Raw genomic sequence first — 24,405 nt, 5'->3', positions numbered from 1 at the left:
CTTGAATCGATCTAATTTGAAGTGACTTTGCGGCTGTCGCCATGCAGTGGCAGCAGCAACGCGCGTGCGGCCTGGTACGTCCTGTTGCTGTTCCCCAACTCCCGGCCATCGCAACGTCGTCTTGGATCGATCTAAGCGATGGGCGGGCGATTTTTAGCATGGGTCGCCCGTGGGCGCATGCTGCTCCGCAATATGGTACTGGCGTGGCGAAGGGATGACGGTTTGCTGAAATCAGTGAAATCGTTTTCGTGCGCAGGGAGGGTGGGTCGGCAGGGCTGCGCCCTGCACCTGCTTGAAGCTAGGGCAACGGCCAAAGCCAAAGCCAAAGCGGCTCTGGTTTTCTGCTGGTTTGGCAGGGCGGTGTGGACTGGCAGGACGCGCCGTAAACCCGTCCCTGGGGGCTCGATGGTGCCATCCATGGCGCCAACGGTCCTGCCAGCCCACACCGCCCCGCCTTTGACAGTTTCCCGGTGACGGTTGGATTGATCCTGGAACGGCATGGGGTCGTGGGGTCAGATCCGTTTTCCGTTGGAAAACGGATCTGACCCCAATTGATTTCGTTATCCGACAGAGATTCATCCACGTATGGCGTGGATTCACAGATCGCGGAAATCTGTCGAAGGCGGGGTGGGCCCGGTTGCGGGGGTGTCCGCGGCATGGATGCCGCGGCCAAGCCCCCAGGGACGGGTTTACGGCGTCCCCCGCAACCGGACCCACCGCGCCATCCCACGGATAGCCGGCTTTTGCTGTTGCTTCGGCTTCGGCTTCGGCTTCGGCAGGTGCAGGGCGCAGCCCTGCCGAACACCCCTCTCATGCTGCGCCGCAGAATGCATTCGGCTGAACCTGCATGCTCTACTTGAATCGATCTAAATTCACGACCGCACGGGTCGGGCGTCATTCCAGGGGGAGCTCTCTGCCGGTCACGGCGGGACTCAGCGGAACGGTGCCGAACGACCCTGCCGTCTGCCTTCGCGTCATCGACTACAGGAACCCGACATGCGTCCAGTGCCGTCCGCTCCCGCCGTCCCATCGACCTCGCGCCCGCTGGCGCGCCTGGCCTGTCTGCTGGCGCTTTCGGCCATGCCGATGCTGCTGCAGGCTGCACCGGCTGCGCTGGAGCGCGAGGTCAACACCTTCATCGGCAGCAAGGACGACGGCAATACCTTCCCGGGCGCGTCGGCACCGTTCGGCCTGATCCAGGTCAGCCCGATCGGCAGCCACTACTCGGGCTGGCGCTACGACGACGAGAAGATCCGGGGCTTCGGTCACTCCTTCATTTCCGGTGCCGGTTGCTGGGAGCAGGGCGGCCAGGTGTCGGTACTGCCAGTAACCGGGTCGATCGGCCCGGGCGGCGATTTCGATACCGGCAACGCCAAGCAGTTCGATCACAAGGCTTACGCCGCGTCCTATTCCCACGACGGCGAAATCGGCCAGGCGGGCTATTACAAAGTGCGTCTGACCAGCTATGGCGGCATCGATGCCGAAGCCACCGCGCGCACCCGCGCCGCCGCCGAGCGCTATACCTTCAGCCAGCGCCAGGGCGAGGGCCACGTGCTGGTCAACGTCGGCCAGGCCAACGAGCGCCATTCGGTGATCGGCAGCGTGGTCGATGTGGTCGGCGACCGTGTGGTCGAAGGCAAGCTGGTCACCAAGAGTTTCTGTGGCGGGCACCAGTACACGACCTGGTTCCGCATCGAGTTCGACCGCCCGTTCAAGGCGCATGGCACCTGGGGCGAGGGCGGCGGCCTGCCGGGCGCGCGCCACAGCATGGAAGGCGAACAGAAGCCGAACGGTGCCTGGCTCAGTTTCGACCTGGCCAAGGGCCAGTCGGTGACAGCGGTCAGCGCGATCTCGCATGTGGATGCCGAAGGCGCGCGCACCAACCTGCGCGCCGAGGGCATGCAGGGTGGGCAGCTGATCGGTTTCGACCGCATGCGCGCGCTGTCCCAGCAGGCCTGGCGTGAGCAGCTGGGCCGGGTGCGCGTGCAGGGCGGCACTGGCGATGACCGCACGGTGTTCTACAGCGCGGTCTACCACGCGCTGCTGCAGCCGATGACCGGCAACGACGCCGATGGCCGCTACCGCGGCTATGACGATGGCATCCATCGTGCCGACGGCTGGACCTACTACGAGTACTTCTCGCTGTGGGATACCTACCGCGCGCAGAACCAGTGGCTGGCACTGACCCGCCCGGACGTGGCGCGTGACATCGGCCGCACGCTGCTGGCGATCGACGAACAGGGGGGATGGCTGCCGCGCTGGGGCTATGCCAACTTCGAGACCAACATCATGACCGGCGATCCGGTCACGCCGTTCATGGTCGACCTGTGGCGCTTCGGCGCGCTCAAGGGCCGCGAATCGCAGGCCTGGGATGCGCTGCGCCGCAACGCGTTCGGTACGCCGCCACTGAACTCGCGGATGGCCGGCCGTTCCGGCAATCCGACCTACCTGGACAAGGGCTACGTGGTCTACGACCGTGCGTTCCCGTCCAAGGGCATGGATGTCGATCCGCACCACGGTGGTTCGGCCACCTTGGAGTACGCGCTGGCCGACTGCGCGCTGTCGCAGATGGCCGATGGCCTCGGCCATGCGCAGGACGCGGCGACGCTGCGTGAGCGCGGCCGCAACTGGCGCAAGGTGTGGGACCCGCAGGTGCGCGATGCCGAGACCGGCTTCACCGGCTTCCCGCGCCCGCGCACCGAAGATGGCCAGTGGTACACGCCGGCCGATGGTCACTACAGCCCGCGCTCGCATCACGGCTTCCATGAAGGCACCGCCTGGCAGTACCAGTGGCTGGCGCAGCAGGACGTGCCGGGCCTGGTCGATGCGATGGATGGCCGCGAACAGGCCGGCCGCCGCCTCGATGCGTTCTTCGCGATGGATGCACTGCAGGCTGACCCGCTCAACGCCGCCCGCAAGGAGTGGGTGGTCGGGCCGTACAGCTACTACAACCAGTTCCGCTACAACCCGAACAACGAGCCGGACCTGCACTCGCCGTGGCTGTACACGCTGATCGGCCAGCCGTGGAAGACGGCGGCGGTGGTGCGTGCGGCGCAGCAGCTGTTCACCAATGCCCCCAACGGCGTGACCGGCAATGACGATCTGGGCACGATGTCGGCCTGGTACCTGTTCAGCGCCATCGGCATGTACCCGGCGGTGCCGGGCAGCGGCCAGTTCCTGCTGCATACCCCGCGCTTCAGCAAGGTGGAAGTGGACATGGGCAATGGCCGCACCCTGCGCATCGACGCGCCGGGCGCCGACGGCCGCCGCCTGCAGTACGTGCAGGGCGTGCAGGTCGATGGCCAGGCGCATGCACCGGTATGGCTGGACTGGAACCGCCTGCAGCAGGGCCCGCGCCTGCAGTTCGCGCTCGATGCGAAGGCGCCGGAGCAGGGCTGGGGCACCGCGGTGAAGGACCTGCCGGTGTCCTGGTGCGCGGCGCCGGGCAGCGCGCTGCGGTGAGCCGGACTGTGCCGTTCGCGGTGACCCAGCGAACGGCACCGCACGACACGGCCCTGATCCATTAGGCTTGAGCCTCCAGCGGAGTCCGGGAAGACGATGAACGACAACGGCAGCAGTTCCAGCAAGCGCGCCGGCAAGGCGGTGACGGTGACCGACATCGCGCGTGCCATCGGCGTGTCACGGGCCACTGTGTCGCTGGTGCTGCGCGGCAGCCCGCTGGTCAACGTCGATACCCGTGCCAAGGTCGAGGCCGAGCTGCGTCGCCAGCGCTACGTCTACAACCGCGCGGCCGCCAACCTGCGTCGCCGCACGTCGTCGAGCATCGCGCTGGTGATCAACGACCTGTCCAACCCGTTCTTCGCCGAATTCGCCTCCGGTGTGGATGAGGCGCTGGGCGGGCGCGGTTACGTGACCCTGCTCGGCAGTACCGGTGAATCGCCCGAGCGCCAGCAGGCCGTGCTGTCCACGCTGATGGAGCACACCCCGGCCGGCCTGATCCTGTCGCCGGCCGAGGGCAGTGACACCGCGCAGTTGCGCCAGGCGCTGGGTGCCAACGCCAACGTGCTGCTGTTCAACCGCGAACTGGCCGGGGCTGACTGGGACTTCCTGACCCTGGACAACCAGCACGGTGCCTACCTGGCCACGCGCCACCTGATCGAGCGCGGCCACCGCCAGATCGCCTTCTTCGGCGGCCACGCTGCATCGAGCTCGTGCCACCAGCGCCGTGCCGGTTTCCAGCAGGCGCTGGCCGAAGCGGGCCTGTCGCTGCCGCCGGGCTGGATGATCGAGTCGGCGCCGAACCGCCTGGAGGCCGCTGCGCGCACCGATGAGCTGTTTGCCGATGGCCATCGCCCGAGTGCCGCGGTCTGCTACAACGACACCGTCGCACTGGGCCTGATGCTGGGCTTGAACTCGCGCGGCATCCGCCCGGGCGGCGACTTCGCCGTTACCGGCTTCGACGATATTTCCGAGGCGTCGGTCGCGGTGCCGCCGTTGACCACGCTCACCGCCGACCCGCGCGAGCGTGGCCGGCAAGCTGCCGCGCTGCTGCTGCAACGGCTGGACGAACCGGACGCGCCGCCACGGCGCACGGTTGCGCCGGTGCAGCTGCGCATCCGTGAGAGCAGTGCCGCACGGCCGAACTGACACTTTCCACAGATTCCCTTCCACGCCACAACGACCTTCCGCGCATCGAGGCGCGTACCGCATGCCGATCTCCGCAACGCCCCGTCCATCGGGTTCTTCGGGCAACGCACCTGCCGTCACCAACGGCAAGGCGCTGGCCGTGGTCACCACGATCTTCTTCATGTGGGGCTTCCTGACCTGCCTCAATGACATCCTGATCCCGCACCTGAAGGCGGTGTTCGAGCTGAACTACGCCAAGGCGATGCTGGTGCAGTTCACCTTCTTCGGCACCTATTTCCTGATGTCGTTGCCCGCAGGCCGGCTGGTTGCCGCGCTGGGCTACAAGAAGGGCATCGTGGCCGGCCTGGTGATCGCCGGCATCGGCGCGCTGGGCTTCTGGCCGGCGGCCGAACTGCGTGTCTACGGTGCCTTCCTCGGCGCACTGTTCGTGCTGGCCACCGGCATCACCGTACTGCAGGTTGCCGCCAACCCCTATGTCGCACTGCTGGGCCCGGAGCAGACCAGCTCCAGTCGCCTGACCCTGGCGCAGGCACTGAACTCGCTGGGCACGGCCATCGCCCCGATCTTCGGCGGCATGCTGATCCTGTCCAACACGGTCAAGAGCGCCGATGAACTGAACGCGCTGCCGGCCGCCGAACAGCTGGCCTACCGAGCCGCCGAGGCGCACGCCGTGCAGGGACCGTACGTGGGCCTGGCCGTTGCGCTGGTGCTGCTGGCGCTGTTCGTGTTCCTGTTCCGCCTGCCGGCGCTGAGCGACGCCACCGAGCAGGCCGACCAGGGCCACCACCACAGTTACCTGGATGCGCTGCGCAAGCGCCATCTGCTGCTGGGCGTGCTGGGCATCTTCTTCTACGTCGGCGCCGAAGTATCGATCGGCAGCTTCCTGGTCAACTACCTGTCGATGCCCAACATCGGTGGTTTCAGCGAACAGGAGGCCACGCACTACGTGTCGGCCTACTGGACGATGGCGATGATCGGCCGCTTCGCGGGCTCCGCGCTGCTGGCGCGCTTCTCGCCGAGCCGCCTGCTGGCGATCTTCGCGCTGGTCAACGTGGCGCTGCTGGTCACCACCATGCTGACCTCCGGCAGCATCGCGCTGTACTCGGTGGTGGCGATCGGCCTGTTCAATTCGATCATGTTCCCCACTATTTTCGCGCTGAGCATCGAGCGCCTGGGCCCGCTGACCAACAAGGGCTCCAGCCTGCTGATCATGGCCATCGTCGGCGGTGCCGTGGTGCCGTACCTGCAGGGCGTCCTCGCCGATCACATCGGTGTGCAGGCCAGCTTCATCCTGCCGTTGCTGTGCTACGGCTACATCATCTTCTACGGACTGGTCGGCGCGCGTACGCCGGCTTCCGCAACGCAGGGAGGCTGAGTCCGGAATGGGTTCCATTGTCTGCTTCGGCGAAATTTTGATCGATCTACTAGCGCAGCCGCCGGCTTCGGCCGGCACCCCGCGCGCGTTCCTGCAATACGCCGGCGGTGCACCGGCCAATGTCGCGGTGGCCGCCGCGCGGCTGGGTGCGAAGACCCAGTTCGTCGGCATGCTCGGCCGTGACATGTTCGGTGACTTCCTGGCCGACAGCCTGGCCGAGCACGGCGTGGGCACGGATTACATCGTGCGTACCGATGCGGCGAAGACTGCGCTGGCCTTCGTCGCCCTCGACGCCAGTGGCGAGCGCAGCTTCAGCTTCTACCGCCCGCCGGCGGCCGACCTGCTGTTCCGTGACAGCGATTTCCAGGCCGCGTGCCTCGACAGCGCGCAGTGCTTCCACGTCTGCTCCAACAGCCTGACCGAGCCGGCCATCGCCGAGGCGACCTTCGCCGGCATGGACCGTGCACGTGCGGCCGGCGCGGTGGTCAGCCTGGACCTCAACCTGCGTCCCGCGCTGTGGCCGGCGAACGAGGACCCGACGCCACGCCTGTGGCAGGCGCTGGAACGCGCCGATCTTGTCAAGCTGTCGCGCGAGGAGCTGGACTACCTGGCCGCGCCGCTCGGTGCCGATGGCGAGGCGACGGTGCTGCGGCGCCTGCTGGCCGCGCAGGCACGCTGGGTCATCGTCACCGACGGTGCGGCCACGCTGCATTGGTACACCCGCGACAACCACGGCACGGTCACAAGTTTCCGCGTGGCTACCGTCGATACCACCGCGGCCGGTGATGCCTTCGTCGGTGGCGTGCTGGTCGGCCTGCTCGAGCGCGGTGGGGCGGGCGCTGGTTTCGCCGCGTTCTGCCAGGACCCGGAGGCGATCACCGCGACGTTGCGCTTCGGCGCCGCCGTGGGTGCGCTGGCTGTTACCCGCAAGGGCGCGTTTGCCGCGATGCCCTCGCTTGATGAAGTGCAGCAGCTGCTGCAGGCCCAGGACATTACCGCATGAGCACCTCGCCCGATTTCCGTTCGCCCGCGTTCCTGCGTGCGCACATCGCTGACACGATGGCGTTCTACCATCCGCGCTGCATCGATCCCAACGGTGGCTTCTTCCACTACTTCCGTGACGACGGCAGCATCTACGATGCCAGCCACCGCCACCTGGTGAGCAGCACGCGTTTCGTCTTCAACTACGCGATGGCCTACCGCGAGTTCGGCAACGCCGAATACCGCGAGGCGGTCGAGCACGGCGTGCGCTACCTGCGCGAGGTGCATCGCAATCCGGCCACTGGCGGTTATGCCTGGACCCTGCGCGACGGCAAGGTCGAGGACGACATGAACCACTGCTACGGCGTGGCGTTCGTGCTGCTGGCCTACAGTTGCGCGCTGAAGGCCGGTGTCGAGCAGGCCCGCGAGTGGATGGACGAGACCTGGCAGCTGCTGGAAGCGCGCTTCTGGGAGCCACAGCACGGCCTGTACAAGGACGAGGCCGATGGCCAGTGGAATTTCACCGGCTATCGCGGCCAGAACGCCAACATGCACATGTGCGAGGCGATGCTGGCGGCGTTCGAGGCCAGTGGCGAGCAGCGTTACGTGGAACGGGCGCTGCAGCTGGCCGACAACATGACCCGCCGCCAGGCGGCCAAGGCCGGTGGCCTGGTCTGGGAACACTATGACGTGAACTGGGAGATCGACTGGGATTACAACCTGGACGACCCCAAGCACCTGTTCCGCCCGTGGGGCTTCCAGCCCGGCCATCAGACCGAGTGGGCCAAGCTGCTGCTGATCCTGGACCGCCACGTGCAGGCTGATTGGCTGGTGCCGACCGCCCAGCACCTGTTCGACGTGGCCGTGGCGCGCAGCTGGGACGACGCCCGGGGCGGCCTGTACTACGGTTTCGCGCCAGAGTCGCGCCGGCAGCCGGGCATGGAGGGCGTACCGATCGGTGGCGACAGCTTCGTCTGCGACGACGACAAGTATTTCTGGGTGCAGGCGGAGACGCTGGCCACCGCCGCGCTGATGGCCAAGCGCACCGGCGAAGACCGTTACTGGCAGTGGTACGAGCGCATCTGGGCGTACGCGTGGGAGCACTTCGTCGACCACCAGTACGGCGCCTGGTTCCGCATCCTCGATGCCGACAACCGCAAGTACAGCGATGAGAAGAGCCCGGCCGGCAAGGTGGATTACCACACCATGGGCGCGTGCTACGAAGTGCTGAACGTCGTGCGCTGAAGATCATTCGAATGCAGCAGTGCCAGGCCCTGCCTGGCCATCCGGAATCGGTAGCGCCGGGCCGCGCCCGGCGGAAGAACAGGAGCATCACGTGCATCGCATTTCCCTCGTTGTCCGTCTGCTCCTGCTGCTGATGGCAGCTTCCGCCTTCCCGGTAGCGGCAGCGCCTCTGCAGGCGAAGTGGGAGTTCCGCATGCTGCCCGGCGACGCGCAGGGCGCAGCCCACCCGGGCCTGCAGCAATGGCGTGCGGCGACGGTACCGGGCAGCGTGCACACCGACCTGCTGGCTCACGAATTGATCCGTGATCCGTATGTCGGTGCGCCCGAGGCCGAACTGCAGTGGATCGGCCTGGCTGCCTGGGAGTACCGCGCGCGCTTCGACGTGGATGCTGCGACCCTGGCAAAACCCAATGCCGAACTGCGCTTCGATGGGCTGGATACCTATGCCGAAGTCATGCTCAACGGCAAGCCGCTGCTGCGCGCGGATAATGCACACCGGACATGGCGTGCCCGCGTGGACGGGCGCCTGCGGGCGAACGGCAATGAACTGCGGATCGTGTTCCGCTCACCGATCCGCACGCTGCTGCCGGGCGTGCAGGCGATGCCGCACAAGATCGCCGGCAACTATCCTTCGCCCTATGGGGATGAGCCGAAAGACGCGATGGTCGGCAACTTCGCGCGCAAGCCGGCCTACCACTTCGGCTGGGACTGGGGGCCGCGCTATGTCACCGCCGGCGTCTGGCGCGGGGTCGACCTGCAGGCCTGGGATGCTCACCGCCTGACCGATCTTGCCGTGCGCATCGATGCACTGAGCGCGCAGGAGGCGAAGCTGGCGGTGCTGCTGCAGGTGGAGCAGGGCGCGGCGGCCGGCTCGGCGGTGGTCGCCGTGGACGTGCGCGATCCGCAGGGCCGCAGCGTGGCCCAGGTGCAGCGCACGGTGCTGCTGAAGCCCGGCCAGAACGCTGTCGAAGTGCCGGTCGAACTGGCCAAGCCGCAGCGCTGGTGGCCGGTCGGCCATGGCGCGCAGGACCGCTACACCGTGCAGGCGCGGCTCGGCGATGGCGCCGATGCAGGGCTGGTGCGCGAACAGCGCATCGGCCTGCGCACGGTCGAACTGCGCCGCGAGGAAGACGCCAAGGGCGGGCAGGGTTTCGCCTTCGTCATCAACGGCGTGCCGATCTTTGCCAAGGGCGCCAACGTGATCCCGTTCGATGCCTTCCCCGCACGCGTGGACGCCGCGCGGCTGCGCCAGGTGCTGACCGCCGCGCGCGACGCCAACATGAACATGCTGCGCAACTGGGGCGGTGGCTACTACGAAGAAGATGCCTTCTTTGATATCGCCGATGAACTCGGATTGCTGGTCTGGCAGGACTTCATGTTCGGCGGCGGCATGCAGCCCGGCTACGATCCGGCGTTCCGCGCCAGCGTTGTCGCCGAGGCGCGCGACAACGTACGCCGGCTGCGCCATCACCCCAGCATCGTGCTGTGGTGTGGCAACAACGAAGAAGAGACCGCCTGGAAGGACTGGGGGCACGGTCGCGACCTGAAGGCGGCCGATCCGGCGTTCGCGGCCAAGGTCTGGCAGGGTTACGTCGATCTGTTCGGCAACGACCTGCGCCAAGTGGTCGGCGAGGAAGGGCTGGGCGTACCGTACTGGTCCAGCTCGCCCGGCAACGATCTGGACGAGAAGGCCAACGACTCGACCCGTGGCGACAAGCACTACTGGCAGGTGTGGGGCAATCCGGCGTTGCCGGTGCAGGCCTATCTGCACGAGACCCCGCGTTTCATGTCCGAGTACGGGTTGCAGGCGTGGCCATCGGTGGCGACGGTGGACCAGATTGCCACCCGTGCCGAGCAGCGCATCGACAGCCCGGTGATCCGCGCGCACCAGAAGTTCATGGCCGGCGAGGGCAACAGCCGCCTGCTGCATTACATCGAACTGGGTTACGGAACGCCGAAGGACTTCGAGGACTTCGTCTACCTCAGCCAGGTAATGCAGGCCGATGGCATCGCACTGGCGGCGCTGCATCATCGCGCCTCCCGGCCCTACACGATGGGCTCGCTGTACTGGCAGCTCAACGATGTCTGGCCAGGCGCCTCATGGTCCAGCGTCGACTACTTCGGTCGCTGGAAGGCGCTGCACTTTGCCGCGCGGCGCTTCTTCGCGCCGGTCACGCTGGCGGCATTGCGTGACGAAGGCAGTACGCGGGTGCGCCTGCTCAATGACGGTGCTGCACTGGATGCACGCTGGCGGCTGCGGGTGATGGACGTCGGCGGCAAGGTGCTGCGTCGTCGCGAGGACGCGGTGACGTTGACGGCGGCGGGTGTCACCACCATTGGTGATTTCCGCGATGCCGAACTGCTGGTCGGCGCCGATCCGAAGCGCACCGTGGCCGTGTTCGAGCTGCTGCAGGATGGCAAGGTCAGTGCGCGCCAGGTGGTCGGTTTCGTCGAGGCCAAGGACCAGGTGCTGCCGCGGCAGAAGCTCAAGGCCACGTTGGCCCTCGATGGTGACCACTACCGGCTGCGGCTGGAAAGCGCGGCGTACGTGCGCGCGACGTGGATCGATTTCGGCGCGCTGGATGTGCAGGTCGAAGACAACCTGCTGGACCTGATGCCGGGCGAGACCCGCGACATCGCGGTGCGCGGCCCGGTCGACCTGGCAACGTTGCGCGAAGCGCTGAAGGTGAAGACCCTCAACGATCGTTGAGGGGTATCCCGCTTTGGTGGGTGCCAACCTTGGTTGGCACACCAGGAGCATGCCAACCGAGGTTGGCCTCTACCATTTTGCTTACAGCTGGATCTGCTGGAAATTCTCGACCCGCTCATGGCCGTTGGCGGCCTGGCCGATGCGCGGCAGCGGGTAATCGTCCAGGCGGTCGATCAGCCGGGTCTGCAGGCCGGCTTCGCGGGCAGCGTCCAGTTCTTCCACCACATCGGACAGGAACAGGATCTCGCCGGCCGGCACGCCGATGTCCTGCACGATACGGCGATAGCTGTCCGCCTCGCGCTTGCCACCGACTTCGGTATCGAACCAGCCCGACACCAGCGGGCTGAGGTCACCGGCATCGCTGAAGCCGAAGAACAGCTTCTGCGCCGGCACCGAGCCGGACGAATACACGTACAACGGCAGGCCCGAGGCGTGCCAGCCTTTCAGCACCGCCGCCACTTCCGGGTAGAAGTGCGCGGTGTAGTCGCCGCGGCGGTAGCCGGCGTCCCAGATGCGGCCCTGCAGGGCTTTCAGCGCGGTGTGCTTGCGGTCCTGGTCGATCCAGCCCTGCAGTGTTTCCACGACCAGGCTGTCCTGGCAGGCGCCACCGATCTCGGTGGCCACCGCGTCCAGCCAGCGGCGCACGTCCGGGTCTTGGCCGTGTTCGGCGACGAAGCCGGGCAGCGCCTGGCGCGCATAGGGAAACAGCACGTTCTTGACGAACGAGATGCTGCTGGTAGTGCCTTCGATATCGGTCAGGATGACGCGGGGCTGCATGGATCAGGATGCCTGGGTAGGGACGTAACGGGGGAACTTCTGCGCGATGTCGGTGCCGGTGAAGTGGCCGACCCAGCCATCCGGCTCGGTGAAGAAGCGGATCGCCACGAAACTGGGCTCATCGCCCATGTCGAACCAGTGGGTGGTGCCATCGGGCACGGCGATCAGGTCGTCCTTCACGCACTCGATCTCGTACACCTTGTCTTCCACGTGCAGGGTGAACAGGCCGGAGCCGGCAACGAAGAAGCGCACCTCGTCTTCCTTGTGGAAGTGTTCGTCGAGGAACTTCTTGCGCAGCTCGGCGCGGTTCGGGTTGTCCGGGGCGATCGAGGCCACGTCCACGCTCTTGAAGCCGCGTTCGGCCACCAGGCGATCGATGTCGGCGCGGTAGGCGGCGAACACTTCCTCCTGGCTGGCGCCGGGCGCGACCGGTGCGGTGGCCTGCCAGCGTTCGAAGGTGACGCCGATCTTCTGCAGTTCGGCAGCGATGACCGCGCCGTCCTGGGTGTCCAGCAGCGGCGATTCGGGGCGGGTGTCGTCGTAGATGCGCAGTCGGCTCATGGCGGCAGCTTGAACGTCTCGGGGGGAAGACAGGGTAGCAGGGTGGGGGCGAGGCGCAGATTCCGGATCGGCATCTGCGCATGCGCGCGGGTTCAGCCGCGCAGCCTGCGCAGTTCCAGTTCGCAGTGGAACAGGAACTCGAACGCTTCCAGGTGGCGGCGTGCTTCGGCCATGTCACGGCCCCAGGCGTACAGGCCATGGCCGTCGATCAGGTAGCCCCACAGGTTCTGGCGGTCGAGCAGATCATCGACCTGCTTGGAAAGCACGTTCATGTCCTGGGTGTTGGCGAACACCGGCACATCGATGGCCATCTCGTGGGTGCTGTTGCCGGCGAAGGCCTTCAGCAGCTCGTAGCCTTCCAGGCGGATATGGCCCTGCGGCGCATACAGGCGCGAGGCGATGGTCTGCACCGGCGAATGGGTGTGCAGCACGCAGCCCACTTCGGGGAAGCGGCGGTACAGTTGGGTGTGCAGCAGGGTTTCGGCGGACGGGCGCAGCGGGCGGCCGACGGCCTGGCCGTCGAAGTCCACCACCATGATGTCGTCCTCGATCAGGCGGCCCTTGTCCTTGCCCGAGACGGTGATCGCCGCGTGGCGGTCGTCCAGGCGGTGGGAGAAGTTGCTGCTGGTGGCCGGAGTCCAGCCGGCGTGGGCCAGTTCGCGGACGTTGTCGATCAGCAGCTGGGCCAGTTCGCTCAGGCGCGCGGTGTCGTACGGGAAGGTGGGGGCGTTCATACCGGCGATTTTACTGGATTCGGCTCGTCGCTGGACCTGCCCAGCAGCGGCGGACCCGCTGAGCGTGCAAGGCGCGGCAGTGCGTTGTCACAGGGGTTGCAGGATTTGGATCGAGCCAGGCACAGCGCTGGCTGAATGGGGGATGCCGCCAGCACGCTGAAAGCGATTCCGGTCGTGGACAGCCTTCACGCTTCGAAACACCATCGAGTGGCCGCAGAGATTCCGGCGAGCGCCAAGGACAGGAGTATTTCGATGATCGCGCGCGCGATGGGAGTGATGGGGGTGATCGGTGTCGTGCTGGCCTGCAGTGGCTGCACGATGGAATGGGTCAAGATGGATCCGGGTGCACGGTCATTCGGCCCCGCCCATTCGAGTTGCAAGGCGCGGGCCGACGATCACTGGCCGGTGAGGAATGAAGTGGCCACGCGCACCGTCTACGAAGACCGCAAGGTGCCCTGCAGGCTTGATGAAGTCTGCACGATCGACGGCAAGTACAACATGGTGCCGATGCCGAAAGAGGAGAGCTATATCGTGGACGTCAATGCGTCCGACCGCAGCAGCGAGTTCAATGCCTGCATGGCCGGTGCCGGCTGGCAGCAGCAGCTCATCTGGTTCAATCGCCGCTAGGCGAGGCGGGTACCCCGCCCAAGGACGGCGGAGGGCAGGGCCGGCGTGGCCCTGCCGTTCTTACTTACCCCGCAGGCGGCTGTGCCTGAAGCCGTAGCAGAAATAGATCACGAAGCCGACGAAGGTCCATACGCCCATCAGCATCCAGTTGTGCATCGTCATCGCCGACAGCAGCGCCAGGCAGCTGAGCACCCCCAGACTGCAGATCAGCCACGCCATGGGCATGCGGAACGGTCGCGGCAGGTCCGGCTGGGTGCGGCGCAGGATCAGCACGCCGGCGCAGACTGCGGCGAAGGCGATCAGCGTGCCCATCGAGGTCAGCTCGCCGAGGATGTCCAGCGGGAACAGCGCCGCCAGCAGCGCGATGCCGATGCCGGTGATCACGGTGTTGATGTGCGGCGTGCGGTACTTCGGGTGGATCCTGGTGAACACCGGCGGCAGCAGGCCGTCGCGGCCCATGATCATGAAGATGCGCGGCTGGCCGATGATCATCACCAGCACCACCGAGGACAGGCCGACCAGCGCGCCGACCTCGACCACCCAGCGCAGCCAGCCCAGCTGCGGGTGCGCCGCCACCGCGGTCACCACCGGCTCGTCGGTGCCCAGCAGCGGGAACGGCACCAGGCCGGTCATCACTGCGGCCATTGCGATATACAGCACGGTGCAGATCACCAGCGACAGCATCATGCCGATCGGCATGTCACGCTGCGGGTTCTTCGATTCCTGCGCCGCCACCGATACCGCCTCGAAGCCGATATAGGCGAAGAACACCATCGCCGCGCCACGCAGCACGCCTTCCATGCCGTACTTGCCCGGGCCTTCATTGGCTGGAATGAACGGGGTCCAGTTGCTGGTGTCCACGTACTTCCAGCCGACCACGATGACCAGCACGATCAGGCCGGTCTTGAGCACGACCATCGCCATGTTCATCGCCGAGGACTTGCTGATGCCGACGTAGCACAGCCAGGTCAGCAGCAGTACCAGCGCGGCGGCGGGCAGGTTGGCGATCGCGCCGGTGGGGCGCAGCTGCGCGTCGAGCGGAGCACTGACCAGGGCTGCGGGTAGATGGATGTCGAACTGGCTGAGCAGGCTGAGGAAATAGCCGGTCCAGCTGACCGCGACCGCCGAGGCGGACACGCCGTACTCGAGCACCAGCATCCAGCCAATGAACCAGGCCGAGAGCTCGCCGAAGGTGGCGTAGGTATAGGTGTAGGCGCTGCCGGAGACCGGCACCATCGAGGCGAACTCGGCGTAGGCCAGTGCGCAGAAGGCGCAGCAGATGGCGGCCAGCACGAACGACAGCATGATGGCCGGGCCGGCGTGGTTGGCGGCAGCCTGGCCGGTGATGACGAAGATGCCGCCGCCGATCACCGCGCCGATGCCCAGGGCGGTCAGGCCCCAGGGGCCGAGGTGGCGGCGCAGGCTCAGGCCGTTGGCGTCTTCATGGGCGGCATGCGGGTGCTTGGTGGCCCACAGTTGCTTGAACATGTGTGGTGGTCTTGTCGAAGCGCGCCATGACCGGCGCGCGGGGAAAACGGAGGGGCCGGCGCGAAGCCGGCCCGTAGGCGGATCAGGGCGACTTGGCCAGCTTGCTGTTGCGGATGCCGTAGCCCAGGTAGATCAGCAGGCCGAGCAGCGTCCAGCCAACGAACAGGTGCCAGTGCACCACGAACGCCTGCCAGAACAGGAACAGGCAGGTGGCCGCACCGAGCGGGCAGATGATCCACACCGCCGGTACGCGGAACGGGCGATGGATTTCCGGCTTGGTATAGCGCAGCACCAGCACACCGATGCAGACCGTGGCGAAGGCCAGCAGGGTACCCATCGAGACCAGTTCGCCCAGCACGTTCAGCGGCACCAGGCCGGCCAGTGCGGCGGCGATCACGCCGACCACGATGGTGGCGACGTACGGGGTGCGGAAGCGGGCGTGGACCTTGCCGAAGAATTTCGGCAGCAGGCCGTCGCGGGAGATGGTGTAGGCGATGCGGGTCTGGCCCATCATCATCACCAGCACCACCGAGGACAGGCCGGCGATGGCGCCGATCTCGACCAGGGTCTTCAGCCACGACAGGGTCGGGTAGGGCTCCAGCGCGGTGGCCACCGGCTTGTCGGTGCCCAGCAGGTGGTACGGCATCATGCCGGTCAGTACCGCGCAGACGATGATGTAGACGATGGTGCACACCGCCAGCGAGCCGAGCAGGCCGATCGGCATGTTGCGCTGTGGGTCCTTGGTTTCGCCGGCGGCGGTGGAGACCGCGTCGAAACCGATGTAGGCGAAGAACACGATCGTGGCCGCGCGGAAGATGCCACTCCAGCCGAACTCACCCGGCACGCCGGTGTTTTCCGGGATGAACGGCTGCCAGTTGGCCGGGTCGATGTGGGCCGCGCCGATGCCGATGAACAGGCAGATGACGGTGACCTTGATCGCCACGATGATGGCGTTGACGAAGGCCGACTGGGTCACGCCCACGTACAGCAGGCCGGACACCGCCGCCACGATCAGCACCGCCGGCAGGTTGAACAGCTTGCCGGAGGAGACGAACTCGCTGCCGGTCCAGGCAATGGGCGCGGCGCTGAGCAGGTCCGGGAACGGCATGTGCAGCGTGGTGGTGATGAAGCTGATCAGGTAGGCCGACCAGCCCACCGCGACCGACGCCGAGGCGAACAGGTACTCCAGCACCAGGCACCAGCCGATGAACCAGGCCATGCCTTCGCCGAGGGTGGCATAGGAATAGGAGTAGGCACTGCCGGAGACCGGCATCATCGCCGCGAACTCGGCGTAGCACAGGCCCGCCAGGGCACAGGCGAAACCGGCCAGCACGAACGAAAGCATCACCGCCGGGCCGGCATGGTTGGCCGCGGCCTGGCCGGTCAGCACGAAGATACCAGCGCCGATCACCGCACCCACGCCAAGCAGGATGAGGTGTTTAGCCGTGAGGGTCCGTTTCAACGTGGCTTCGCCGTCCAGGCTGCCTTCGATGGGTTCGCCGGCATCGACGTGCCCGGCCGGCTGGACCGGCTTGACCCTCAACAGAGCTTTCAGCATGCAGTACTTCCTAGTGATCGGATGGGGTGGGCCACCGATACGTTGCCGGCAACCCTGGAATGGTGAAGGCCGCGCGAACGGCCCGCTGTACCTTAGCCAAAGCTGAAGCCAACGCACAAGCGCAATCGCAACAATGAACGGCGATAATGAGCAGTATTTTTCCAGACCGCCCCCATTCATGCGCCAGACCGCCGAAACCCTTGCCGTGCTTGACGATCGCCTGCGCGGCCTGCTGCGGGACTACGCCCGCCGCGAGCCTGCCCACGACGCACTGGCTGCCGAATTCGGCACATTGCTGGACGATCCGGAGGATCCGTTCCGTCGTGAACGCCTGGCCGGGCACTTCACCGCCAGCTGCTGGCTGGTCAGCGCCGATGGCCAGCGCCTGCTGCTGACCCACCACCGCAAGCTGCAGCGCTGGCTGCAGTTGGGCGGCCACGCCGACGGTGACCGCGACCTGGCCCGGGTGGCGCTGAAGGAGGCCGAGGAGGAGTCCGGCCTGAGCGGCCTGGTGCTGGAAGACCCGGCCATCTTCGATCTGGACAAGCACTGGATTCCGGAGCGCAAGGACGTGCCGGGGCACTGGCACTACGACGTGCGTTTCGTGATCCGCGCGCTCGGTGGCGAGGCCTTCGTACTCAGCGAGGAATCGCTGGACCTGGCCTGGCGGCCGGTGACCGAGGTCGCGGCCGACCCGGAATCGGATGAATCGATGCAGCGCATGGCGCGCCGGTGGTTGGCGCGGTAGCAACCTGTAGAGCCGAGCCGATGCTCGGCTCAGTGCGGGCCGGAACCGCAGCCGAGCATGGGCTCGGCTCTACAAGTGCATGGCGGGATCCGCGTCAATACAGGATGCGCGTGCGCAGCGTGCCCGGAATCGCGGCCAGCTCGTCGCGGACGGCGGCGGCCTGCGCTTCGCTGGCGGTGATGTCGATCACCACGTAGCCCACCTTCGGGTCGGTGCGCAGGAACTGGCCGTCGATGTTGACGTTGTGGCGCGAGAAGATCTCGTTGACCCTGGACAGCACGCCCGGCACGTTCTGGTGGATGTGCAGCAGGCGCAGGCTGTCTTCGTGTTCGGGCAGGGTCACTTCCGGGAAGTTGACCGCCGACAGCGTGCTGCCGTTGTCGCTGTAGCGCACCAGCTTGGCCGCCACTTCCACGCCGATGTTGTCCTGCGCCTCCAGTGTGCTGCCGCCCACGTGCGGTGTCAGGATCACGTTGTCGTGGCGGGTCAGCGGCGATTCGAAGATATCGCCGTTGCCCTTCGGCTCGACCGGGAACACGTCCAGCGCGGCGCCGCCTACGTGGCCGCTGGCCAGGGCCGCGTCCAGCGCATCGATGTCGACCACGGTGCCACGCGCGGCGTTGATCAGGTGCGCGCCCTTGCGCATCTTCGCCAGCTCGGTGCTGCCGATCATCCACTGCGTGGACGGGGTCTCCGGCACGTGCAGGGTGACGATGTCGGCCCGTGCGAGCAGGTCGTCCAGGCTGGCCGCAGCACGCGCATTGCCCAGCGCCAGCTTGGTTTCCACGTCGTGGAAGATGACCTGCATGCCCAGCGATTCGGCGAGCACGCCGACCTGGGTGCCGATGTGGCCGTAACCGATGATGCCCAGCGTCTTGCCGCGCACTTCATGGCTGCCGCTGGCCGACTTCGACCAGCCGCCGCGATGGCATTCGGCGTTCTTCTGCGGAATGCCACGGGTCAGCATGATCGCCTCGGCGATCACCAGCTCGGCCACGCTGCGGGTGTTGGAGTAGGGCGCGTTGAACACCGGGATGCCGGCCAGCTCGGCCGCGTCCAGGTCGACCTGGTTGGTGCCGATGCAGAAGCAGCCCACCGCGATCAGGCGCTTGGCCTCGGCCAGTACCTCGGTGCTGAGCTGGGTGCGCGAACGGATGCCGACGATGTGCGCCTCGGCGATGCGTGCTTTCAGTTCGTCCTCGGGCAGCGCCTTGGTGTGCGCCTCGATCTGGCTGTAGCCGGCGGCGCTGAACACCTCCACGGCGGTCTGGCTGACCCCCTCCAGCAACAGCACGCGGATATCCTGCTTGGGGAACGAGGTCTTCTTCGGCGACATGGGGCAACACGGCCAGTGGGACAGGGGCTGACCACTATGCCAGATCGCAACGCCCATGGTGCAGTGCGCAATTGGTTGCATCCGTAGCTATCTGCACGGCTGCGGGGCTGGACGCTGGCGCGTGCCGCTGGCACGCTTGCCCGTTCTTCACGCCCCGCGCTGGACCGTCATGACCGATTCCCGCATTGCCTCGCTGCAGCAGGCCTGTCCCGGCCTGAAGCTGAAGACCGACCCGGCCGACCTGGAGCATTACGGGCGCGACTGGACCCGGCGCTGGACGCCGGCACCGCTGGCGATCGCACTGCCGGCCACGGTCGAGGACGTGCAGGCGGTGATGCGCTGGAGCGCAGGCGAGGGCGTGGCGGTGGTGCCGTCCGGCGGCCGCACCGGCCTGTCCGGCGGCGCGGTGGCCGCCAACGGCGAGCTGGTGCTGAGCCTGGAACGGATGAACAAGGCGCTGGCCTACGACGCGGTCGATCGCACGCTGGTGGTGCAGGCCGGCATGCCGCTGGAGGCCGTGCACAACGCCGCGCTGGACCACGGCCTGATCTACCCGGTGGATTTCGCCGCGCGCGGCTCGTGCACGATCGGCGGCAATATCGCCACCAATGCCGGTGGCATCCGGGTGATCCGCTACGGCAACACCCGTGAATGGATCGCCGGGCTGAAGGTGGTCACCGCCAGCGGCGAGCTGCTGGAGCTCAACAAGGGCCTGATCAAGAATTCCAGCGGTTATGACTTCCGCCAGCTGCTGATTGGTTCGGAAGGTACGCTGGGGGTGATCGTCGAGGCGACGGTGAAGCTGACCGATCCGCCGCCGGCCAGCAACGTGATGCTGCTGGCCGTGCCCAGCTTCGAAGTGCTGATGCAGGTGTTCGCCGCGTTCCGCGCGCGCCTGCAGCTGGAGGCCTTCGAGTTCTTCACCGACCGCGCGCTGGAACATGTGCTGGCGCACGGTGCGCAGGCGCCGTTCGATGACGTGCATCCGTACTACGTGGTCACCGAGTTCGCCGCTGGCGATGACGCCCAGGAAGCGGCGGCGATGGCGGCCTTCGAAGACTGCATGGGCAACGGCTGGGTCAGCGACGGCGTGATCAGTGCCAGCGATGCCCAGGCCGCGCAGCTGTGGCGCCTGCGCGAAGGCATCACCGAATCGCTGGCGCGCTACAAGCCCTACAAGAATGACGTCTCGGTGCGGATCTCGGTGATGCCGGCGTTCCTGGCCGAGACCCAGGCACTGATCGGGCAGGCCTACCCGCACTTCGATGTGGTCTGGTTCGGCCATATCGGCGACGGCAACCTGCACATCAACGTGCTCAAGCCCGACGACACCAGCGACGCCGATTTCGTGGCGCAGTGCGAGCAGGTGACCAAGCTGCTGGCCCAGGTGCTGGCGCGCTTCGATGGCAGCATTTCGGCCGAGCACGGCATTGGCCTGGTCAAGAAGGGCTACCTGGACAGCACCCGCGGCCCGGCCGAGATCGCCCTGATGAAGGCAGTCAAACGTGCGTTCGATCCCCAAGGGCGGCTGAATCCCGGCAAGCTGTTCGACGCCTGAGCCGGGCAAATCCTTCACGCACCCGTTACGCTCCACGCATCCTCACAACCGGCTTCGAACCGATGACCCGTCCGCTTCTGCTGCTTGCCCTGCTGTCCCTGCCGCTGGCCGGCTTTGCTTCCAGCTTCGCCGGTACGTCGGCCGGTTCGGCCACCGGTGCCTCCTCCGGTTCCTCGGGCAGCAGCTCGGGTGACGACAAGGTGGTGCTGGCGGCACGCGACGATGCCGCTGCCTTCGTCGCCAGCGACGGCCAGATCCGCGGCGTCCGCCTGCAGGCCGCACTGGCCCACCTGCGTGAGCAGAGCGCCGCCGCGCAGCAGCAGAGCGACCTGGAACTGGCCCGCACGCTGCTGGCGCGCTGATCCGGGCGGCATGACCTCCGCGTCATCGCTTTCTGCAGAGCCGAGCCACGCTCGGCTGGACCCCCGCCCGCTGGCCACAACCGCAGCCGAGCAGGGCTCGGCTCTACGGAGCTCGGGGCGGTGGAGCGCAGCCAGGCATGGCCTGGCTCTACTGCTGGCCGTTCCGGCCGCACATGCCAGTGCAGACCTGCGCCTGGATCCGGCAGGGCTGAGCCCTGCACAGCAGCAGGTGGCGATGCAGACGCTCACCGATGTGCAGTCATTGCTGCCGGAGGGCCTGCTGCGCGCGTTGCCGGCACAGATGCAGGTGCGCTGGCGCGACGACCTGCCGGCCGACGTGCACGGCCGCGCTTTCGCCGGCCACATCGATCTGCGTCGCGAGCTGCTGGATGATGCCGTGCCCGGTGCGCGCCGCGCGCGGCGCAGCGCCCTGGTGCATGAGCTGACCCATGTTGCAGACCGTAGCGGCGCGAACTGGTCGCGCAATGCGCGCTGGCGCGATCTGGCCGGTTGGCAGCGCAAGCCCTGGCATCTGGGCCGCGGTGACAACGACTTCCGTGACCGCAGCCCGGATGGCTATGAGCTGAAAAGTCCGGCCGAATATCTGGCGGTGAACGCCGAGCATTTCGTGCTCGATGCCGAATTCACCTGCAGGCGCCCCGCACTGGCGCAGTGGTTCCAGGCCCATTTCGGAACGCCGCCCTCGCTGCCGCGGCCGCACTGTACGGCGACGATGCCGCTGCTGCAGGCCGACGCCCAGGAGGGTGCGGCATCGCTGCTGCTGCTCGATCCCGCCCGCGTCTACGCCGTGGACTATCTGTTCGCCGAAGGCAGCGCGCAGCCGATGAGCCGCTGGGGCCACAGCATGCTGCGGCTGGTGATCTGCCGGCCGGGCCGCGCACCGGGGCCGGACTGCCGCCTGGACCTGGAGTACCACCGCGTGCTGTCGTTCCGCGCGTTCGTTGGCGACGTGCAGATATCCAACTGGCGCGGTCTCACCGGGGGCTACCCGTCGCGCCTGTTCGTGCTGCCGCTGCAGCAGGTGGTAGACGAATACACCAGGGTTGAGCTGCGCGGGCTGCAGTCGCTGCCTTTGCGGCTGCATCACGACGAGATCGCCAGCCTTCTGGAGCGCACCGCCCAGGTGCACTGGAGCTACGACGGGCGCTATTACTTCGTCAGCAACAACTGCGCGGTGGAAACGGCGAAGCTGCTGCAGGCCGGTGTGCCACGGCTGGGCGAGGCCGGGTTGGCCCAGCTGAGTCCGCGCGGCCTGAAACGGCGACTGCTACGGCTGGGCGTGCTTGACGAGCAGGTGCTGGCCGACCGCAGCGCAGCGCAGGCGCAGGGCTATTACTTTGCTTCGGCGCGCGACCACTACCAGCAGTTGTTCGCAGTGGCAGCGGCGCAGCTGGCCTTGCCCGCCCGTGATGTACGCCGCTGGCTGAAGCTGCCCGCGCGGCAGCGCGCGCCCTGGCTGGCGCAGGGCGACCTGCGTGCCAGTGCCGGCCTGCTGCTGCTGGAGCAGGCCGCGCAGCGGCGCGCCGAACTGCGCGCGCGGGACGTGCTCAAGCGGCAGCTGCTGGCGGCGCCGGACAGCGCAGAAACCCGCAGCCTGCGCGCGCTGCTGGAGCAGGGCGGGCAATGGCTGCGCCCGGGTACGCTGCTGCAGGATGGCGGCTACGGGCTGCCGCTGGCCGACGAGCAGGCACTGCTGTCCACGGCCGTGGCCACTGCCAGCGCACAGGCTGTACCGGCATGGCAGGCGTTGCGTGTGCAGTTGCGCCAGCAGTTGCCGGCGCGGCAACGCGAGGAAATGGATGCGATCGACGCCAACCTGGCCGCGCTCGGTGCACGCCTGCGCGCACAGGCCGCGCATCCGGCTACTGGCGCGGCAGTTCGATGACGAAGCGGCTCCCGCCGGCACTGCCCGGCCTGCAGTACGCCAGGCCGCCATGCGCATCGGCGATCGCCTTCACCACCGCCAGGCCGAGGCCGCTGCCGCCGCCCTGGCGCGAGCGGGACCCGTCGGCGCGCATGAACGGGCTGAAGATATCCGAGTGCAGCTCCGGGTCGATGCCGGGCCCCTCGTCTTCGATGGCCACCTGCACATGGCCCGGGGTGTCATGCACCGAGATCCGCACCTTGCCCGGGCTGGCATAGCGACGCGCGTTCTCCAGCAGCGCCAGCAGCGCCTGGCGCAGGCGCGTGGGATCACAGTGCGCGTTGTGTTCCTCGCGGCTGGTTTCCAGTTCCAGCACGAAGCCGGCAGTACGGAACTGCGGATCGACCAGCGTCATCACCGAATGCACTTCGGCCACCACGTCGGTGCGTGCCCGGCGTACGTCCAGCCGTGCGTTGTCGGCCAGGCTGAGCACGCGCAGGTCCTCGATCAGCCGCGACAAACCCTCGACCTGCGCCAGCAGGCTGCGGAACTGCGATTCGTCGGGCTGGAACACGCCTTCAGCCAACCCCTGCAGGCGGCCGCGCAGGATGGTTACCGGCGTGCGCAGTTCATGGGCGATGGCGGCATGCCACATCGCGCGCTCGCTTTCCATCTGCTGCAGACGACGCGCCATCGCGTTGAAGTCCTCGACCAGGGTGGCCACTTCTCCCGGTGAGTTCTCCTCGGCACTGGCGCGCGCGCCGAGATCGCCGTCGGCAAGTGCGCGCACGCTGTCCACCAGCGAGTTCAGCGGTGACAGGATGCGGTGGGCCAGGCGGAACGAAGCGGCGATGGCCAACGCCAGGCCGGTCAGGATCACGCCCACCATCCAGGCCAGTTCAGGGCCGGTCGGCAACCATCCTTCCGGCTCATCGGTGCTGCCGGGGAAGAATTCCACCAGCACCGCATACAGCAGCCACGACGACAGGATCATCATCACGATGACGCCGATCACCATCAGCGACATCGACACGATGATGTGCCGGCTGAGCCCGGAGCGACGCAGTCCGGCCATCAGCGGTCGGCCATCAACCGGTAGCCGACGCCGCGCACGCTGGCCGGCACGTTCAGCATGCCGACCTCATCCAGCTTGCGGCGCAGCTTGCTGACGTGGCTGTCGACGGTACGCTCCAGCGCCTCGCTTTCGGGCAGGCACTCGTGCATCAGCTCGCTGCGGCTGAAGATGCGCGTCGGCGCCAGGGCCATGCAATGCAGCAGCTTGAATTCGGTGAGCGTGAGCAGGACTTCATGGCTGTAGCCGTCTCCTTCCACGTGCACCGCATGGGTGCCCCAGTCGATCAGCAGCGGGCCCACGCGCAGTGCGGTGGGCGCATCGACGCGCGAGGCGCGCAGGGTGCGGCGCAGGACAGCGCGTACACGCGCGGCCACTTCGGCCGGGTTGAAGGGCTTGACGACGTAGTCATCGGCACCCATGCGCAAGGCGGTCAGCTTGTCCAGGTCCTGGTCCAGTGCGGTCAACATGATCACCGGTGTTTCGCCGCGCTGGCGCAGCTGGGTCAGTACGCTCCACCCGTCCAGGCGCGGCAGCTGCACGTCCAGCAGCACCAGGTCCGGGCGGGCGCTGCGGTGCAGGTCCAGTGCGGTGTGGCCATCGGCGGCGCGCAGCGTGCGCAGCCCTTCGCGTTCCAGATAGGCGGTGAGGATGTCGGCGATCTCGGCCTCATCCTCGACGATCAGGACGAGGGCGGCCAGGGCAGGGGAGGCGTGCATGCAGGGACGGGGCCGTAAGGTGCTTGCCTCCATCGTATCTCCACACTTCCTCCATCGAAAC

19 protein-coding genes are annotated in these 24,405 nt (G+C 67.2%); 11 read left to right on the top strand and 8 right to left on the bottom strand.

What is annotated here, in order from left to right:
- Window positions 1-996 precede the first annotated feature (996 nt).
- The 6 genes from ARC23_RS09835 (at window position 997) to ARC23_RS09810 (ending at window position 10,919) form a co-directional block, all read left to right on the top strand.
- Window positions 997-3,462, top strand: a complete 2,466-nt coding sequence (locus ARC23_RS09835) for a GH92 family glycosyl hydrolase (protein WP_057497066.1) — start codon at window positions 997-999, stop codon at window positions 3,460-3,462.
- 96 nt (window positions 3,463-3,558) lie between these two features.
- On the top strand, window positions 3,559-4,608 hold the full coding sequence (locus ARC23_RS09830; RefSeq protein WP_057497065.1) for a LacI family DNA-binding transcriptional regulator: 1,050 nt from the start codon (window positions 3,559-3,561) through the stop codon (window positions 4,606-4,608).
- A gap of 61 nt (window positions 4,609-4,669) precedes the next feature.
- On the top strand, window positions 4,670-5,983 hold the full coding sequence (fucP, locus tag ARC23_RS09825) for an L-fucose:H+ symporter permease (RefSeq protein WP_057497064.1): 1,314 nt from the start codon (window positions 4,670-4,672) through the stop codon (window positions 5,981-5,983).
- Between the two features lie 7 nt (window positions 5,984-5,990).
- Entirely contained in the window at window positions 5,991-6,986 is a 996-nt protein-coding gene (locus ARC23_RS09820; RefSeq protein WP_057497063.1) for a carbohydrate kinase family protein, read from the top strand.
- Window positions 6,983-8,209: an AGE family epimerase/isomerase gene (locus tag ARC23_RS09815; RefSeq protein ID WP_057497062.1), complete on the top strand. Its 1,227-nt coding sequence runs from the start codon at window positions 6,983-6,985 to the stop codon at window positions 8,207-8,209. The genes ARC23_RS09820 and ARC23_RS09815 overlap by 4 nt, the downstream gene beginning before the upstream one ends.
- Before the next feature lie 91 nt (window positions 8,210-8,300).
- On the top strand, window positions 8,301-10,919 hold the full coding sequence (locus ARC23_RS09810; RefSeq protein ID WP_057497061.1) for a beta-mannosidase: 2,619 nt from the start codon (window positions 8,301-8,303) through the stop codon (window positions 10,917-10,919).
- 81 nt (window positions 10,920-11,000) lie between these two features.
- On the opposite strand, the gene mtnC is transcribed toward ARC23_RS09810, so the two are convergent.
- The 3 genes from mtnC to ARC23_RS09795 form a co-directional block, all read right to left on the bottom strand.
- Complete coding sequence (mtnC, locus tag ARC23_RS09805) at window positions 11,001-11,696, bottom strand: acireductone synthase (RefSeq protein WP_057497060.1); 696 nt, start codon at window positions 11,694-11,696, stop codon at window positions 11,001-11,003.
- Window positions 11,697-11,699: 3 nt separating this feature from the next.
- Window positions 11,700-12,257, bottom strand: coding sequence for a 1,2-dihydroxy-3-keto-5-methylthiopentene dioxygenase (locus tag ARC23_RS09800; RefSeq protein WP_057497059.1), 558 nt, complete (start codon window positions 12,255-12,257; stop codon window positions 11,700-11,702).
- A 92-nt stretch (window positions 12,258-12,349) separates the two neighbouring features.
- The gene (locus ARC23_RS09795; RefSeq protein WP_057497058.1) at window positions 12,350-12,991 is read right to left on the bottom strand and encodes a methylthioribulose 1-phosphate dehydratase; all 642 of its coding nucleotides are present in this window, start codon (window positions 12,989-12,991) and stop codon (window positions 12,350-12,352) included.
- Window positions 12,992-13,243: 252 nt separating this feature from the next.
- Here ARC23_RS09795 and ARC23_RS09790 point away from each other — a divergent pair, with 252 nt between their 5' ends.
- On the top strand, window positions 13,244-13,618 hold the full coding sequence (locus ARC23_RS09790) for a hypothetical protein (protein ID WP_057497057.1): 375 nt from the start codon (window positions 13,244-13,246) through the stop codon (window positions 13,616-13,618).
- Between the two features lie 60 nt (window positions 13,619-13,678).
- Here the strand turns inward: ARC23_RS09790 and ARC23_RS09785 are convergent, their stop codons facing one another.
- Both ARC23_RS09785 and ARC23_RS09780 read right to left on the bottom strand, forming a co-directional pair.
- Window positions 13,679-15,106, bottom strand: coding sequence for an amino acid permease (locus tag ARC23_RS09785; RefSeq protein WP_057497056.1), 1,428 nt, complete (start codon window positions 15,104-15,106; stop codon window positions 13,679-13,681).
- Between the two features lie 82 nt (window positions 15,107-15,188).
- Window positions 15,189-16,664, bottom strand: a complete 1,476-nt coding sequence (locus ARC23_RS09780) for an amino acid permease (RefSeq protein ID WP_057497055.1) — start codon at window positions 16,662-16,664, stop codon at window positions 15,189-15,191.
- A 133-nt stretch (window positions 16,665-16,797) separates the two neighbouring features.
- On the opposite strand from ARC23_RS09780, the gene ARC23_RS09775 reads away from it, so the two are divergent.
- Window positions 16,798-17,412, top strand: coding sequence for an NUDIX hydrolase (locus ARC23_RS09775; protein WP_080393063.1), 615 nt, complete (start codon window positions 16,798-16,800; stop codon window positions 17,410-17,412).
- Window positions 17,413-17,506: 94 nt separating this feature from the next.
- Here the strand turns inward: ARC23_RS09775 and serA are convergent, their stop codons facing one another.
- On the bottom strand, window positions 17,507-18,748 hold the full coding sequence (serA, locus tag ARC23_RS09770; RefSeq protein ID WP_057497053.1) for a phosphoglycerate dehydrogenase: 1,242 nt from the start codon (window positions 18,746-18,748) through the stop codon (window positions 17,507-17,509).
- A gap of 169 nt (window positions 18,749-18,917) precedes the next feature.
- Here serA and ARC23_RS09765 point away from each other — a divergent pair, with 169 nt between their 5' ends.
- The 3 genes from ARC23_RS09765 (at window position 18,918) to ARC23_RS09755 (ending at window position 22,574) form a co-directional block, all read left to right on the top strand.
- On the top strand, window positions 18,918-20,306 hold the full coding sequence (locus ARC23_RS09765; protein WP_057497052.1) for an FAD-binding oxidoreductase: 1,389 nt from the start codon (window positions 18,918-18,920) through the stop codon (window positions 20,304-20,306).
- 62 nt (window positions 20,307-20,368) lie between these two features.
- Window positions 20,369-20,668, top strand: a complete 300-nt coding sequence (locus ARC23_RS09760; protein WP_057497051.1) for a DUF2388 domain-containing protein — start codon at window positions 20,369-20,371, stop codon at window positions 20,666-20,668.
- A 10-nt stretch (window positions 20,669-20,678) separates the two neighbouring features.
- Window positions 20,679-22,574: a DUF7844 domain-containing protein gene (locus ARC23_RS09755; RefSeq protein ID WP_080393062.1), complete on the top strand. Its 1,896-nt coding sequence runs from the start codon at window positions 20,679-20,681 to the stop codon at window positions 22,572-22,574.
- Here the strand turns inward: ARC23_RS09755 and ARC23_RS09750 are convergent.
- Together ARC23_RS09750 and ARC23_RS09745 are read right to left on the bottom strand one after the other, a co-directional pair.
- A complete protein-coding gene (locus ARC23_RS09750) occupies window positions 22,552-23,628 on the bottom strand; it encodes an ATP-binding protein (RefSeq protein WP_057497050.1) in 1,077 nt (358 codons plus the stop codon). The two genes, ARC23_RS09755 and ARC23_RS09750, sit on opposite strands and share 23 nt — an antisense overlap.
- Window positions 23,628-24,344, bottom strand: coding sequence for a response regulator (locus ARC23_RS09745; RefSeq protein ID WP_203226352.1), 717 nt, complete (start codon window positions 24,342-24,344; stop codon window positions 23,628-23,630). The genes ARC23_RS09750 and ARC23_RS09745 overlap by 1 nt, the downstream gene beginning before the upstream one ends.
- Window positions 24,345-24,405: the final 61 nt, after the last annotated feature.

It is taken from the genome of Stenotrophomonas beteli (assembly GCF_001431665.1).
GTDB classification, from domain to species: domain Bacteria; phylum Pseudomonadota; class Gammaproteobacteria; order Xanthomonadales; family Xanthomonadaceae; genus Stenotrophomonas; species Stenotrophomonas beteli.
This window is presented reverse-complemented; position numbering and strand designations above follow the sequence as displayed.

Coding starts and splice junctions, on each gene's coding strand:
- ARC23_RS09795 (WP_057497058.1), bottom strand. CDS start 12,991: ATGAACGCCCCCACCTTCCCGTACGACACCGCGCGCCTGAGCGAACTG.
- ARC23_RS09830 (WP_057497065.1), top strand. CDS start 3,559: ATGAACGACAACGGCAGCAGTTCCAGCAAGCGCGCCGGCAAGGCGGTG.
- ARC23_RS09745 (WP_203226352.1), bottom strand. CDS start 24,344: ATGCACGCCTCCCCTGCCCTGGCCGCCCTCGTCCTGATCGTCGAGGAT.
- ARC23_RS09755 (WP_080393062.1), top strand. CDS start 20,679: ATGACCTCCGCGTCATCGCTTTCTGCAGAGCCGAGCCACGCTCGGCTG.
- ARC23_RS09750 (WP_057497050.1), bottom strand. CDS start 23,628: ATGGCCGGACTGCGTCGCTCCGGGCTCAGCCGGCACATCATCGTGTCG.
- ARC23_RS09765 (WP_057497052.1), top strand. CDS start 18,918: ATGACCGATTCCCGCATTGCCTCGCTGCAGCAGGCCTGTCCCGGCCTG.
- ARC23_RS09780 (WP_057497055.1), bottom strand. CDS start 16,664: ATGCTGAAAGCTCTGTTGAGGGTCAAGCCGGTCCAGCCGGCCGGGCAC.
- fucP (WP_057497064.1), top strand. CDS start 4,670: ATGCCGATCTCCGCAACGCCCCGTCCATCGGGTTCTTCGGGCAACGCA.
- ARC23_RS09835 (WP_057497066.1), top strand. CDS start 997: ATGCGTCCAGTGCCGTCCGCTCCCGCCGTCCCATCGACCTCGCGCCCG.
- ARC23_RS09820 (WP_057497063.1), top strand. CDS start 5,991: ATGGGTTCCATTGTCTGCTTCGGCGAAATTTTGATCGATCTACTAGCG.
- ARC23_RS09800 (WP_057497059.1), bottom strand. CDS start 12,257: ATGAGCCGACTGCGCATCTACGACGACACCCGCCCCGAATCGCCGCTG.
- ARC23_RS09775 (WP_080393063.1), top strand. CDS start 16,798: ATGAACGGCGATAATGAGCAGTATTTTTCCAGACCGCCCCCATTCATG.
- mtnC (WP_057497060.1), bottom strand. CDS start 11,696: ATGCAGCCCCGCGTCATCCTGACCGATATCGAAGGCACTACCAGCAGC.
- ARC23_RS09785 (WP_057497056.1), bottom strand. CDS start 15,106: ATGTTCAAGCAACTGTGGGCCACCAAGCACCCGCATGCCGCCCATGAA.
- serA (WP_057497053.1), bottom strand. CDS start 18,748: ATGTCGCCGAAGAAGACCTCGTTCCCCAAGCAGGATATCCGCGTGCTG.
- ARC23_RS09790 (WP_057497057.1), top strand. CDS start 13,244: ATGATCGCGCGCGCGATGGGAGTGATGGGGGTGATCGGTGTCGTGCTG.
- ARC23_RS09815 (WP_057497062.1), top strand. CDS start 6,983: ATGAGCACCTCGCCCGATTTCCGTTCGCCCGCGTTCCTGCGTGCGCAC.
- ARC23_RS09760 (WP_057497051.1), top strand. CDS start 20,369: ATGACCCGTCCGCTTCTGCTGCTTGCCCTGCTGTCCCTGCCGCTGGCC.